A 12,460-nucleotide genomic window follows, 5' to 3' on the forward strand; every position below is an offset into this window, starting at 1 on the left:
TGGGGAAACCATGCAGGGTCCGTTGAAAATAACAACGGACAGAAACGACATGGGGCGGGCGGTTGAGGATCGGGTCATCAAGGCTCAGGACGGCTGGCCGCTGGAGGCGACGCTGTTCCGGGGCGATGCACCGAGGATGGCGGTGCTGGTCTCGGCGGGCACGGGGTTTCCGCGCGGCTTCTATGCGCGGTTCGCGCGCTGGATGGCCGAGCGGGGCTGCGTGGTCCTGACCTATGACTATCGCGGAATCGGCGGGTCGCGGCCCGAGGATCTGGCGGCGATGGAGATGGACTATCCCGACTGGGGTCGGCTGGACATGCCGGCGGCGCTGAAGGCGTTGAAGAAGGCGGCGCCGGGTCTGCCGATCTTCCACGTCGGACACAGCGTCGGGGGCCATTTCGTCGGCTTCATGCCGAACCAGGCCGAGATCGGGCGGCACGCCTTCGTCTCGGTCGGGACCGGATGGTGGGGCGGACACCACCGGACCTATAATCCGATCGAGCTGTTCTTCTGGTTCGGTTTCGGGCCGCACCATCTGCGACGCCACGGCTATGTCCGCGCCGGCAGGCTGTGGCGGGGGACCGACCTGCCGCGCGGGGTGTTCGAGACCTGGAAACGGTGGTGCCTGAAGCCGGCCTATTTCCTGGACGAGCTGAAGTCCGGCGCGCTGGAGCCCCAGGGGTTCGATGCGGTCCGGGCGCCGATCCGGTCCTGGATCTTTCCGGACGACCCCATCGCCACGCCGGGCACGGGGGCGGCCCTGCTGAAAGCCTATCCCAACGCCCCGTCCGAGGTCGTGGTGCGTGACGGCCCCGACTATGGGGTGCGACGGGTCGGCCACGAGGGCGCCTTCCGCAAGGGGCTGGAGCCGCTGTGGCAGGAAATTCTGGATTGGTTCGACGCAGGGGTTACGAAGACCGGAGCCGGCGCCTAACTGTGCTGCTCCCGAAAACGAAGGATTTCCCCATGGCTTACGGCGATCAGCCCACAATCACCGTCGATGGCGTCGAGATCCCCCTGCTCGGCTTCGGCACCTGGCAGCTGGAGCCGGCGGACGCGCGCCGGATGGTCGCGGAGGCCCTGCGGATCGGTTATCGCCACATCGACACGGCCTGGATCTACAAGAACGAGAAGGCGGTCGGCGAAGGCATCGTGGATTCGGGCGTGGCCCGCGAGGACATCTTCCTGACCACCAAGATCTGGGTCGAGCATTTCACCCATGACGCCCTGCTGAAACAGGCGAAGGAATCCGCCGAAAGCCTGGGCACGACGCCGGATTTGCTGCTGCTGCACTGGCCCAAGCCGACGCCGACGTTCGAAGAGACTCTGGGGGCGCTGAACGAAGCGAAGGACCAGGGTCTGACCAAGTCGATCGGCCTGTCGAACTTCCCGTCCAAGGAGTTCCGGCAGGCGCAGAGCCTGTCCAAGGCGCGGCTGATCACCAACCAGGTCGAACACCATCCCTATCTGGGGATCGACCAACTGGTGGCGACGGCGGCCGAGCTGGGGTCGTCGATCACCGCCTGGTCGCCCCTGGCCCAGGGCAAGATCGCCGACGACAGGACGATCTCCGAAATCGCCGAGGCCCACGGCAAGACCAACGGCCAGGTCACCCTGCGCTGGCTGATCCAGAACCGGATCATCGCCATTCCGCGCACGACCAAGGAAAGCCGGGCGCGTGAGAATTTCGACATCTTCGACTTCGAACTGTCGGGCGAGGAGATGCAGCGGATGGACGCCCTGGATCGCGGCGAGCGGCTGGGCGACTGGCTGGATCCGGCTTACCAGTGGGACAAGGCCGCCGCTTGATCAGGGGAGGCGCGCATGTTGCGTGAACGGGATCGCCCGCGTCTTTGGCGCGCCGCCTTCGCCGTGACCGGCTGGGCGGCGCTGGTCCTGCAGTACCTGCTGATGGCGGGGCCGGCGGACGGCTGGGCGGTGGTGACGCGCACCGTCCAGTACTTCAGCTTCTTCACCATACTGACCAACATCCTGGTCGCCCTGGCGCTGACCGGGCCGTTGCTGAAGCCCACAAGACCCCTGGCGCGCTGGACGGCGTCGCCGGCCTTCCGCGCCGCCGTGACGACCTACATCCTGATCGTCGGGGTGGTGTATCATTTCATGATCGCCCCCTACTGGAGCCCCGAGGGGCTGACCCTGGGCGTCAATCTGGTGCTGCACTACGTCATGCCCGCCGCCTTCCTGCTGGACTGGCTGTGGTTTACGCCGAGAGGCCGACTGCGATGGATCGATCCGGTGAAGGCCCTCGGGTTCCCGCTGATCTTCGGCGTCTGGACGCTGGTTCACGGACTTATGACCCACTGGTGGCCCTATGGGTTCGTCAATGTTGATGAGCTGGGACTGGGCCGGGTGCTGGCGATCTTTGGCGGGCTGCTGATCTTTTTCCTGGGGGTCGGGCTGGCGCTGGTCGGGCTGGATCGAATGTTCGGTCGAACGGTGCGTGACAGTTCAGCGCCGGCGCTTTAGGCGGAGGCATGGCCTACAAATCCCTGCGTGACTTCATCGACCAGCTGGAAGCCCAGGGCGAGCTGGTGCGGGTTTCCGAGCCGGTATCGACCGTGCTGGAGATGACCGAAATCCAGACCCGCCTGTTGAGGAACGGCGGGCCGGCGGTGCTGTTCGAAAAGCCGGTCATGCCGGACGGCACCATCAGCCCCATTCCCTGCCTGGCCAATCTGTTCGGCACGGTGAAGCGGGTCGCCATGGGGGTGACGCTGGAGGGCAAGAACCGGACGACGACCGGGGAATTGCGCGAGGTCGGGGAGCTGCTGGCCTTCCTGCGCAATCCGACCCCGCCGCGCGGCCTGAGCGACGCGATGGAAATGCTGCCCCTGGCGCAGACCGTCATGTCGATGCGACCCAAGACGGTGAAGAAGGCGCCGGTGCAGGAGGTGGTGCTGAAAGGCGACCAGATCGACCTGACCGCCCTGCCCGTCCAGTCGTGCTGGCCCGGCGAGCCGGCCCCCCTGATCACCTGGGGCCTGGTCGTGACCAAGGGGCCGAGCGAGGATCGCGAGGACGACTTCAACCTTGGCATCTACCGGATGCAGGTCCTGGGCAAGGACAAGGCCATCATGCGCTGGCTGGCCCATCGCGGCGGGGCGCAACACTATGCCCGGCACAAGAAGGCCCGGCCGAAGGAGCCCCTGCCCTGCGCCGTCGTCCTGGGCGCCGATCCGGGGACGATCCTGGCGGCGGTGACGCCGGTGCCGGACACCCTGTCGGAATATCAGTTCGCCGGCCTGATGCGGGGCGCCAAGGCCGAGCTGGTCCCGTGCAAGACCGTGCCGCTGATGGTGCCGGCCCAGGCCGAGATCGTGCTGGAGGGCCACGTCCTGCTGAACGAGTTCGAGGACGAAGGCCCGTACGGCGACCACACCGGCTATTATAATTCGGTCGAGAAGTTCCCGGTCTTCCAGGTCAGCGCCATCACCATGCGCAAGGACCCGATCTATCTGACGACCTTCACCGGCCGGCCGCCGGACGAGCCCAGCGTGCTGGGCGAGGCGCTGAACGAGGTCTTCATTCCGCTGCTGCGCCAGCAGTTCCCCGAGATCGTCGACTTCTGGCTGCCGCCCGAGGGGTGCAGCTATCGGATCGCGGTGGTGTCGATGAAGAAGGCCTATCCGGGCCACGCCAAGCGGGTGATGCTGGGCGTCTGGAGCTATCTGCGCCAGTTCATGTACACCAAATGGGTCATCGTGGTGGACCACGACATCGACGCCCGCGACTGGAAGGACGTCATGTGGGCCATCTCGACCAAGATGGATCCTGCGCGCGACATCACCGTGATCGAGTCGACGCCCATCGACTATCTGGACTTCGCCAGCCCCGAGAGCGGCCTGGGCTCCAAGATCGGCCTGGACGCCACCGACAAATGGCCGCCCGAAACCAAGCGCGAATGGGGCGAGGAAATCCGCATGGATGAGGCGGTGATCGAGCGGGTCAACGACCTGTGGGGCCGGCTGGGTCTGCCGGGCGACGGGACGCCGATCTGGAAGTAACGCGGCCGCCATGTTATAACTTTGTTGTAACGGAGCGCGATCATGACCAGCAAGGTTCGCAAGATCGGGAATTCGGCCGGGATCATCCTGCCCAAACCGGTGTTGGCCGCGCTGGGCGTCAGCGAGGGCGCCGCCGTCGAGTTCGTCTATGAGCCCGGCAAGGTCACCATCGTGCCGGTGAAGCGCAAGGTGCGCGAAGGCTGGGCGGAAGACTTCGAGGCCTTGGCCAAGGAGGGGCTGACCGAAGAGGATCGGGAATGGCTGGATGCCGACCTGACCAGCGAGACGGACGATGAGTGGGACGCCTCGTCAGAAGAGGATATGGCGCGCATAGAGGCGCAACTGCGGGCTGACGGCGTGGTAAAGCCCTGAGATGGTCCAGCGGGGCGAGATCTGGTGGATCAAGCTGGATCCGACCGTGGGGCATAAGATCCGCAAGACCCGCCCATGCGTGATCGTGTCGCCGGATGCGATGAATCGTAGCGGAGCTTCAATCATCGTGCCGCTCACGGGCAGTGGAGCGCATCGGCGGTTTCGCGTTCCCGCCTCCGTTCAAGACAAGCCGGGCTCAGCCGCCGTCGATCAGGTCCGCACCGTCGACCATACGCGTCTGGGACGACGGATCGGCGAGGCGGACCCGCGCCTGTTGCGTGAAGTTCTCGCCGTCCTGCGTGAGATGTTCGAAGATTAGGTCGCAAAAGGGCGCCCGCGCTGGGCGGCGCGGGTCATACTTGTCAGGCCGAGGCAATCGGCTCACGAAAGGCCATGCGATCCACTTCCCTGATTGCGGCCCTTCTTGCCGCCCTTGCCTGTAGCGTGAGCCCCGCCATGTCCCAGACGCTTCCCAACACCGCGCCGTGGGACCAGGCCTTCCTGCCGCCCGCACCTCAATGGAACGGGGCGTCCAAGGCCTTGCTGCGCGACGCCTCCGATCCCTGGGTCACGGCGTTCGAGGCCGATCCGGCGCATGATTTTTCGCCCAACTACGCCGACACCCGGGCCTGGTTCGACCGGCTGGATCAGGCGAGCGACCTGATCCGCATCGAACAGTTCGGCGTCTCGCCCGAGGGTCGGCCGATCTATGCAGTGATCGCGTCCAAGGATGGCGCGACCTTAGATCCGGCCAAGCCGGTGCTGATGGTCCAGGCGGGCATCCACCCCGGCGAGATCGACGGCAAGGACGCGGGCATGATGGTGCTGCGCGACATCGCCTTCTACGGCAAGGACGCCCTGCTGGACCGGGTCAATCTGATCCTGATCCCGATCCTGAGCGTGGATGGCCATGAGCGGGCCAGCGCCTATTCCCGCCCGAACCAGCGCGGGCCGCGCATTCAGGGCTGGCGCAATACGGCGACGAACCAGAACCTGAACCGCGACTATCTGAAGCTGGACCAGCCCGAGATGCGGGCGGTGCGCGGCCTGATCCTGAAATACCGGCCGGACCTGTATGTGGACGTCCACGTCACCGACGGCCTCGATTACCAGTACGACGTCACCTACGGCTTCAACGGCGAGGACGGGACGTTCAGCCGGTCGCCGAACGGCTCGGCCTGGCTGGACACGGTGTTCAAGCCGGCGATGAACGGAGCGCTGGAGCGCGAGGGTCATATCCCCGGCGAGCTGGTGTTCGGGATCGACGACGACGAGCCGAAGAAGGGGCTGTCGGACGGCGGCCTGGGCGAACGGTTCTCGAACGGCTGGGGCTCTGCGGCCCATGTGCCGACCATCCTGATCGAGAATCACAGCCTGAAGCCGCACGAGCAGCGGGTGCTGGGCACCTATGTCTTCATCGAGGAGGCGATGCGGCTGCTGGCGGATCAGGGCGTAGCGCTGAAGGCGGCGACGGATCAGGACCGGGCCCTGCGTCCCGCCGAAATCCTGGCGAACTTCGAGGCGGAAGAGGCCCCCTCCTCCACGCGGCCGTTCAAGGGCGTTCTGTACGAGATGTACCACAGCCCGGCCTCGGGTCGCGACGAGGTGCGCTGGCTGGGCCGGCCCGATCCCGAGTTGTGGTCGATGCCCTTCTATGGGTCCAAGCCGACGCTGACCCTGACGCGCCCGACGGCCTATTGGATTCCCAGCTATCGCACCGACATCATCGAGCGGCTGAAGATTCACGGCGTCGAGATGGAGACGGTCGAGGCGCCGCGGACGATCAACCTGTCGATGTTGCGCCTGGTCGAGCCGAAACTGGCGACACGGGCCAATGAGGGGCACGTCCAGGCCTCGCTGAAGACGGTCGAGGTCGAGCGCCGTGACTGGACCTTCCCGACCGGTTCGGTGCGCGTGCCGACCGATCAGCCGCTGGGCGACATCGTGGTGCTGCTGCTGGAGCCGCAGTCCAGCGAGAGCTTCTTCGCCTGGGGCATGTTCCCCGAGGTCATGAGCCGGGTCGAATATATCGAGGCCTACGCCATCGCGCCCCTGGCGGAAAAGATGCTGGCCGCCGCCCCGGCGCTGAAGGCCGAGTTCGAGGCCAAGCTGGCCGCCGAGCCCGCATTCGCCGCCGATCCGCAGGCGCGGCTGGCCTGGTTCTATGAGCGGACGCCCTTCTACGACGACCGCTATCTGCTCTATCCCGTCGGCCGCGAGGACTGATCGATGACCACACCCCTGATGCAAGCCGTCCAGGCCGCCGCCCTGTGGAGCGGCCTGCTGATCCTGCTGATGCTGGTCCTGTCGGGGATAGTGGTCAGCGGGCGGCGCAAGCACATGGTCTCGTTCGGCGACGGCGGGAACCCCGATCTGGCGGCCGCGACCCGCGCTTTCGGCAACTGCGCCGAATATGCGGCGCCGGGCATGATCGCCATGCTGTTGCTGGCCGCCGTCGGCGCTCCGGCGTGGATGGTGCATGCCGTCGGCGCGACCCTGCTGGTCGGGCGCGTGGTCCATGCCCTGGGCCTGCTGTTCCAGACAGGGCCGTCGCTGGGCCGTGTCATCGGCATGTTGCTGACCTGGGTCGCGCTGCTGACCGCCGCCGTCGGCCTGATCGCCTTCGCCGTCGTCTGATCCTGTTGCAGCGCAACAGGTTGCGGCGCGGCGGAGCGTCCGCCATATCGGGGCATGACCGACACCCTAGATGCGCCTGTTTCCACCGATCTTCTGCCCGATCTTCTGAATGACATCGTCCAGGCGGCCCTGAGGGCCGGCGCCGACGCCGCCGAGGCGGTCAGCGCCGATCGTCGGTCCCTGTCGGTCGGGGTGCGCAACGGCAAGCTGGAAGACGTGGAGCGTGAGGAATCGCGCGATCTGGGCCTGCGGGTCGTCGTCGGCCAGCGTCAGGCCTCGGTGTCGGCGTCGGACCTGTCGCCCGAAACCCGCACCCGCCTGGTGGAACGCGCCGTGGCCATGGCGCGCCTCGCGCCGGAAGATCCCCACGCCGGTTTCGCCCCCGAAGATCGGCTGGCGCGCGGACCCTTCGTCGATCTGGACCTGTTCGATCCCAGCGAACGGAGCGCCTTGATTCTGGAACAGATTTCCGCCGAGGCCGAGACAGCGGCCCTGGCGGTCGAGGGCGTCGCCCGATCCGAGGGCGGGCATGCGTCCTGGTCGTCCAGCCAATGGCGACTGGTCACCTCGCACGGGTTCGACGGCGACTATCGGGGCTCGACCTTTTCGCTGGGCGTCGGGGTGATCGCCGAAAAGGACGGGGCCATGGAGCGTGGCGGCGAGAGCCGTTCGACCCGGCATCTGGCCGACCTGCCGGGCGCCGAGATCATCGGGCGTACGGCCGGCGAGCGCGCCGTAGCCCGAACCGGGGCGCGCAAGATCGCCTCGACCACCGCCCCGGTCATCTTCGACAACCGCATGGCCGGCCAGATCGTCTCGCCGGCCATAGGCGCCATTTCGGGGCCGTCGATCGCGCGGGGCACCTCCTTCCTGAAGGACCGGATGGGCCAGAGGGTGTTCGCCGAAGGGGTGACCCTGATCGACGATCCGTTCCGGCCGCGCGGCCTGGGATCGACGCCGTTCGACGACGAAGGGGTCGCGGTCGAGCGGCGCGCCCTGTTCGACGACGGCGTCCTGACCACCTGGCTGCTGAACAGCGCCTCGGCCCGCCAACTGGGGCTGCAGTCCACCGGTCACGCCTCGCGCGGCCTGGCCGGACCGCCGGGGGTCGGAACCCACAATCTGCACATGGAGCCGGGCGACCGCGATCTGGCCGGCCTGATGGCCGATGCGGGGACGGGTCTGCTGGTCACGTCGATGTTCGGGCCGTCGCTGAACGGGAACACCGGCGACTGGTCCGCCGGGGTGTCCGGCTTCTGGTTCGAGAACGGCGAGATCGCCTATCCGGTCAACGAGGTTACTGTGGCCGGCAAGCTGCCCGAGCTTTATCTGCGCCTCCAACGCGGGTCGGACCTGGAGTTCCGGGGCGGGTTCAATGTGCCCAGCCTGATGTTCGACGCGGTGGCCATAGCGGGCAAATGATCGATCTAGCCTCAGATCTGGAGCTGATCCGCCAGGCGGCGATCGACGCCGGGGCGCTGGCGGTCGCAGAGCGCGAGGCCGGGCTGAGGATCGAGTCCAAGGTCGGCGGGTCGCCCGTCACCAGCGGCGACCTGGCGGTGGACGCCATGCTGAAGGACCGGCTGCTGGCCGCCCGGCCCGACTATGGCTGGCTGTCGGAAGAGACGGCGGACACGCCCGAACGCTTGTCGAAGCGCCGGATCTTCATCGTCGATCCGGTGGACGGCACGGTGGCCTATATGAAGCGCCAGCCCTGGTGGTGCGTGCCCATCGCCGTCGTCGAGGACGGCCAGGTGGTCGCCGCCGCCATCCATGCGCCCGAGGTTCAGGAAACCTATGCGGCGGCGCGCGGCGGCGGCGCGCAGCGCAATGGGGCCGTGATCCGGGCGTCCGACGCCGAGACCCTGGACGACGCCTCGGTGCTGGGCGATGCGCGGATGATCGAGGGGTCGCATTGGGACGAGCCCTGGCCGGTGCTGCGGTTCGCCAAGCGCAACGCCCTGGCCTACCGGATGGCCCTGGTCGCCGCCGGCGCCTTTGACGCCGCCCTGGCCCTGACGCCCAAATGGGACTGGGACGTGGCCGCGGGTAGCCTGATCGCCGAAGAGGCCGGCGCCCGCGTCACCGACCATCACGGCCGGCCGTGGCGGTTCAACCGACCCGATCCGCGTCAGGCCAGCCTGGTCTGCGCCGCCCCGGCCCTGCACCCGCTGATCGTTCGGCGCTGTAAAAACGTGCCGCTATCGACCTAGGGCTTGGGTTGAAAAACCCTGTCATACATTGATCCTTAGGCGTTCTGGGCCTATGCCCCGGCAAAAGCCCTCCCCAGACTTCAAGGACACCCGATGGTCGATCAATCCTCCGTCCCGCCCCAGCTGCTTCACCTCGTCATCGGCGGCGAACTGCGTCACCTGGGCGAGCCGACGTTCCGCGATCTTTCGCAAATCGAATTCGTCGGCGCCTTCGGCAGCTACGACGAAGCCAAGAAGGCCTGGAAGGCCCGCGCTCAGGCGACGGTCGACAACGCCCACATGCGCTATTTCATCCTGCACGCCCACAAGCTGATCGACCCGCGCGGCGACGCGGCCTGATCCTGCGACATCAGGGAGCCGAACCGGCTCCCTGATCCGACGTTGAAGTCTGGATGCGAGGAAGAACATGAACCTGGAACCGCAACAGATCTTCCAACTGGTCAGCCTGCTGGCGGTGCTGGCGCTCTTCAGCATCTCGCTGCGCGGGCAGATCGGGTATGCGCGCTGGTTCAAGAAGTGGGAGGCCGACCGCAAGGCGCGGCGCGACGCCGAGCTTGAAGCTGAGGCTCGAGAACGCGGGGACCAGCCCCCGAAAGGCCCCTGGGGCTGAGCCGCCGCTCCTTCACGCCCGTAACCCGGACTTGTTCCTAGGGTGACGGATGCAGAGACAGCGTGGCCTACTCCCGCTTCAGCAACTTCTCGGTCAGCAGCGTGCCCCACCAGCCGGCCTTGAACTCGGCGCGGATCGCCTTGGGGTCGTAGTCGGGGCTGTCGATCCAGTCGATGAAACTGATCCCGCGCGGCTCGATCTCGCTGACGAATTTCTCCAGCGTATAGTCCAGCACGCCGGTGAGGCCCTCGCGCGAGTGGAGGTACTTCTTCGACAGCTCCGCCATGGCGACCGAGATCGGTTCGCCCAGATGGAAGTGGCGATAGAAGACGGCCATCATGCCCGCCCGGTCCGCACCCGACTTGCAGTGGATCAGCACCGGGTATTCGATGGTCGTGAACAGGCGACGCGCGCGGTGAATCCGGTCCGTCTCGGGCGGGTCGCGCGAATCCAGCGGCGCGTCGATCAGGGTCAGGCCCAGGCGTTCGCAGGCTTCCTTCTCCAGCCAGTAATAGCCCTCGTCGCGTTGGCCGCGCAGATTGATGACGGTCTTGACGCCCTTCTTCTTCCAATAGGCCAGCTGGCGCGGCGACGGCTGGTTGGTGCGCACAAGGTCTGGCCCCAGCCAGTGGGCGTTGGAAAACGCCAGGCGCAGGAAGGCGTGGTCCGCCCAGAAATAATGCCAATGCGCCCGGAAACGGCCCATCGCGGTCGAAAGATCAAAGCGCGCCATGGCCGCCAGATAGCGATCCTGAGCCGCCGCGTCATCCTCCGCTTGCGACGGGGGCCGTGGCGGCCCCGCCCTGCGGCGCCCGACCCTCGATCCAGAAGATGAAGATCGAGGCGCCGACGATCAGGGCGGCGCCCGGCCAGAACCAGATCGAGGGCGTCTGGCCCAGCAGAAGCCAGCCCACGAGACCGGCCAGCGGCGCTTTCAGATCGGCGAAGGGCTGAAGATAGGCCGCGTCGGCCAGCCTGTAGGCGGAGGCCAGGAGATATTGCGCAGCGGCCGTCAGGCCGCCCAGGGCCAGCAACAGCAGCAGACCCGCGCCCTGCGGCAGGGCGAAGGCCAGGTCCGTCGCCACCCCGGCCGGAAGGGCGAAGGAGAAGGCGTTCGCCAAGAGCAGAAGCGCTAGATGGCTGGGCGTGATCAGGACCAGCAGGGATACGGTCAGGGTTTCGGGCGTCTCCTCCCGGGCCAACCAGCGGGTCATCACATCGGTGACGGCCCAAAGGGCGGCGGCCAGGACCGGGGTCAGGGCGGCCCATCCCAGGCCTTCGGCTCCGACGCCTGAGACAATGACGGCGCCGATGAAGCCGATCACCGCTGCGCCGATCCGCGAGGCCGACACCCGCTCCCCCAGAAACAGGGTCGAGCCGATGATGACGAACAGGGGGCCGGTCGCCAACAGCGTCACCATCTGCCAGATCGGCACGCCCGACACGAAGCCGTAGACGAAGACGTGCACACCCAGGGCCGATGCAAAGGCGCGGATTAGATGCGCCAAGGGCCGGCGCGTCTTCAGCTTGTCCAGTCCGATCCGCACCACGATCGGCAGCATCAGGACCGAGGCGATCAGATATTGCCAGAAGGCCATGCCCGTCGAACTCATGCCGAACTGGCGCGGCAGGACCGATTGCAGGGTGTTGCCACCGGCGAAGACAAGACTGGCCGACAGCATCAACAGCGCGCCCCAGGCGGCGGCGCGGGAGGAAGGCGAGGAAATCTGGTTCAATGGTCGTCCTTTCCGTAACCAGTTTTCCAGGGTTACGGGCGACGACGCGCCGCGCCCGCCGCTCAAGCACGAGCGACGAACGCCGCGAGGCGTTGGATCCCGTTCTCTTTCATCCGGACTATACCGTCGGCCCCGGAATCACACCGGATCTGCTGACCTCCCCAAGCCGGGGGAGCGCTCGCGGGCTTGGCGTCGCCGCCTTACCGCCGGTGGGGAATCGCACCCCGCCCTGAGAACACTGCAGGCGAACCTGCGCACCCTACTTAGAAAAAGGCCGCTCGATCTTCAACCATCTCGACGTTCAGGCGTTCAGGCGTCGAAGCCCGTCACGCCGGAAGCGCCGCCATGAAGATCCTCGCCACCGTCATCGCCGTCGCCTTGCCGGCCGGCGGCGCCATCGCCCAGACCACGCCGCCTGAAGACCCGTCCCTGATCGCCTATCTGCAACAGCGCGCCGGCGACGCGACGGCCACGACCCGCTACACCGCCGCCATCACCCCCGACGGCAAGACGGCTCTGGTCTATCTGACCGGACCGGCCTGGTGCGGCTCGGGCGGATGCCGCCTGCTGGTTCTGGACCGCGACGGACCGGCCTATCGCTCGGTCGGAGAGATCAGCGTGGCCCGCGCGCCCATTCGTCTTCTGGAACGCGAAAACCACGGCCGCCGCGCGCTGGGGGTTCAGGTGGCGGGCGGCGGGATCGTCCAGGGCTATGAGGCCGCCGTGCCGTTCGACGGGCGACGCTACGCCTCCAATCCGACCGTCCCCCCGGCGGTCAGGATCGACGACGCGCCAGGCGAAACCCTGATCCGAGCCGACGAGGAGCGGCGGTCTCTTCCGCCGTCGCCTGACAAGCCTTGACTTGAG

The 12,460-nt window shown here is 67.0% G+C and carries 15 protein-coding genes and 1 riboswitch; of the genes, 13 read left to right on the forward strand and 2 right to left on the reverse strand.

The window, feature by feature from the left end; all coding sequences use genetic code 11:
• Positions 1-49: 49 nt before the first annotated feature.
• The 12 genes from AC07NC_RS11175 (at position 50) to AC07NC_RS11230 (ending at position 9,857) form a co-directional block, all read left to right on the forward strand.
• On the forward strand, positions 50-934 hold the full coding sequence (locus AC07NC_RS11175) for an alpha/beta hydrolase family protein (RefSeq protein ID WP_494569592.1): 885 nt from the start codon (positions 50-52) through the stop codon (positions 932-934).
• A gap of 32 nt (positions 935-966) precedes the next feature.
• Positions 967-1,809, forward strand: coding sequence for an aldo/keto reductase (locus tag AC07NC_RS11180; RefSeq protein ID WP_052004932.1), 843 nt, complete (start codon positions 967-969; stop codon positions 1,807-1,809).
• Positions 1,810-1,824: 15 nt separating this feature from the next.
• On the forward strand, positions 1,825-2,487 hold the full coding sequence (locus tag AC07NC_RS11185; RefSeq protein WP_494569593.1) for a Pr6Pr family membrane protein: 663 nt from the start codon (positions 1,825-1,827) through the stop codon (positions 2,485-2,487).
• Between the two features lie 8 nt (positions 2,488-2,495).
• Positions 2,496-4,025: a UbiD family decarboxylase gene (locus AC07NC_RS11190; RefSeq protein WP_494569594.1), complete on the forward strand. Its 1,530-nt coding sequence runs from the start codon at positions 2,496-2,498 to the stop codon at positions 4,023-4,025.
• A 42-nt stretch (positions 4,026-4,067) separates the two neighbouring features.
• Positions 4,068-4,397 (forward strand): AbrB/MazE/SpoVT family DNA-binding domain-containing protein, encoded by a 330-nt coding sequence (locus AC07NC_RS11195; RefSeq protein ID WP_292148303.1) that lies wholly within the window; start codon positions 4,068-4,070, stop codon positions 4,395-4,397.
• Position 4,398: 1 nt separating this feature from the next.
• A complete protein-coding gene (locus AC07NC_RS11200; protein WP_494569595.1) occupies positions 4,399-4,716 on the forward strand; it encodes a type II toxin-antitoxin system PemK/MazF family toxin in 318 nt (105 codons plus the stop codon).
• A gap of 74 nt (positions 4,717-4,790) precedes the next feature.
• The gene (locus tag AC07NC_RS11205) at positions 4,791-6,623 is read left to right on the forward strand and encodes a M14 family metallopeptidase (protein ID WP_494569596.1); all 1,833 of its coding nucleotides are present in this window, start codon (positions 4,791-4,793) and stop codon (positions 6,621-6,623) included.
• Positions 6,624-6,626: 3 nt separating this feature from the next.
• Positions 6,627-7,034: an MAPEG family protein gene (locus AC07NC_RS11210; RefSeq protein ID WP_035307697.1), complete on the forward strand. Its 408-nt coding sequence runs from the start codon at positions 6,627-6,629 to the stop codon at positions 7,032-7,034.
• 54 nt (positions 7,035-7,088) lie between these two features.
• Entirely contained in the window at positions 7,089-8,456 is a 1,368-nt protein-coding gene (locus AC07NC_RS11215) for a TldD/PmbA family protein (RefSeq protein ID WP_494569597.1), read from the forward strand.
• Positions 8,453-9,247, forward strand: a complete 795-nt coding sequence (locus tag AC07NC_RS11220; RefSeq protein ID WP_494569598.1) for a 3'(2'),5'-bisphosphate nucleotidase CysQ — start codon at positions 8,453-8,455, stop codon at positions 9,245-9,247. The genes AC07NC_RS11215 and AC07NC_RS11220 overlap by 4 nt, the downstream gene beginning before the upstream one ends.
• A gap of 93 nt (positions 9,248-9,340) precedes the next feature.
• On the forward strand, positions 9,341-9,586 hold the full coding sequence (locus AC07NC_RS11225) for a DUF4170 domain-containing protein (RefSeq protein WP_008262601.1): 246 nt from the start codon (positions 9,341-9,343) through the stop codon (positions 9,584-9,586).
• 67 nt (positions 9,587-9,653) lie between these two features.
• Entirely contained in the window at positions 9,654-9,857 is a 204-nt protein-coding gene (locus AC07NC_RS11230; protein ID WP_183194831.1) for a hypothetical protein, read from the forward strand.
• 67 nt (positions 9,858-9,924) lie between these two features.
• Here the strand turns inward: AC07NC_RS11230 and AC07NC_RS11235 are convergent, their stop codons facing one another.
• Positions 9,925-10,590, reverse strand: coding sequence for a protein tyrosine phosphatase family protein (locus AC07NC_RS11235; RefSeq protein ID WP_494569599.1), 666 nt, complete (start codon positions 10,588-10,590; stop codon positions 9,925-9,927).
• Between the two features lie 31 nt (positions 10,591-10,621).
• On the reverse strand, positions 10,622-11,593 hold the full coding sequence (locus tag AC07NC_RS11240; RefSeq protein WP_494569600.1) for a DMT family transporter: 972 nt from the start codon (positions 11,591-11,593) through the stop codon (positions 10,622-10,624).
• Positions 11,594-11,690: 97 nt separating this feature from the next.
• Positions 11,691-11,834: riboswitch (FMN riboswitch) on the reverse strand.
• A gap of 104 nt (positions 11,835-11,938) precedes the next feature.
• On the opposite strand from AC07NC_RS11240, the gene AC07NC_RS11245 reads away from it, so the two are divergent.
• A complete protein-coding gene (locus AC07NC_RS11245; protein ID WP_494569601.1) occupies positions 11,939-12,454 on the forward strand; it encodes a COG3650 family protein in 516 nt (171 codons plus the stop codon).
• The last annotated feature ends 6 nt before the right edge of the window (positions 12,455-12,460 follow it).

It is taken from the genome of Brevundimonas sp. GW821-FHT10A07 (genome assembly GCF_059415785.1).

Bases quoted from the DNA above. Each gene is read 5' to 3' on its own strand.
- AC07NC_RS11220 (WP_494569598.1), top strand. From the start codon at position 8,453: ATGATCGATCTAGCCTCAGATCTGGAGCTGATCCGCCAGGCGGCGATC.
- AC07NC_RS11230 (WP_183194831.1), top strand. From the start codon at position 9,654: ATGAACCTGGAACCGCAACAGATCTTCCAACTGGTCAGCCTGCTGGCG.
- AC07NC_RS11225 (WP_008262601.1), top strand. From the start codon at position 9,341: ATGGTCGATCAATCCTCCGTCCCGCCCCAGCTGCTTCACCTCGTCATC.
- AC07NC_RS11215 (WP_494569597.1), top strand. From the start codon at position 7,089: ATGACCGACACCCTAGATGCGCCTGTTTCCACCGATCTTCTGCCCGAT.
- AC07NC_RS11245 (WP_494569601.1), top strand. From the start codon at position 11,939: ATGAAGATCCTCGCCACCGTCATCGCCGTCGCCTTGCCGGCCGGCGGC.
- AC07NC_RS11205 (WP_494569596.1), top strand. From the start codon at position 4,791: ATGCGATCCACTTCCCTGATTGCGGCCCTTCTTGCCGCCCTTGCCTGT.
- AC07NC_RS11175 (WP_494569592.1), top strand. From the start codon at position 50: ATGGGGCGGGCGGTTGAGGATCGGGTCATCAAGGCTCAGGACGGCTGG.
- AC07NC_RS11235 (WP_494569599.1), bottom strand. From the start codon at position 10,590: ATGGCGCGCTTTGATCTTTCGACCGCGATGGGCCGTTTCCGGGCGCAT.
- AC07NC_RS11185 (WP_494569593.1), top strand. From the start codon at position 1,825: ATGTTGCGTGAACGGGATCGCCCGCGTCTTTGGCGCGCCGCCTTCGCC.
- AC07NC_RS11180 (WP_052004932.1), top strand. From the start codon at position 967: ATGGCTTACGGCGATCAGCCCACAATCACCGTCGATGGCGTCGAGATC.
- AC07NC_RS11195 (WP_292148303.1), top strand. From the start codon at position 4,068: ATGACCAGCAAGGTTCGCAAGATCGGGAATTCGGCCGGGATCATCCTG.
- AC07NC_RS11190 (WP_494569594.1), top strand. From the start codon at position 2,496: ATGGCCTACAAATCCCTGCGTGACTTCATCGACCAGCTGGAAGCCCAG.
- AC07NC_RS11210 (WP_035307697.1), top strand. From the start codon at position 6,627: ATGACCACACCCCTGATGCAAGCCGTCCAGGCCGCCGCCCTGTGGAGC.
- AC07NC_RS11200 (WP_494569595.1), top strand. From the start codon at position 4,399: ATGGTCCAGCGGGGCGAGATCTGGTGGATCAAGCTGGATCCGACCGTG.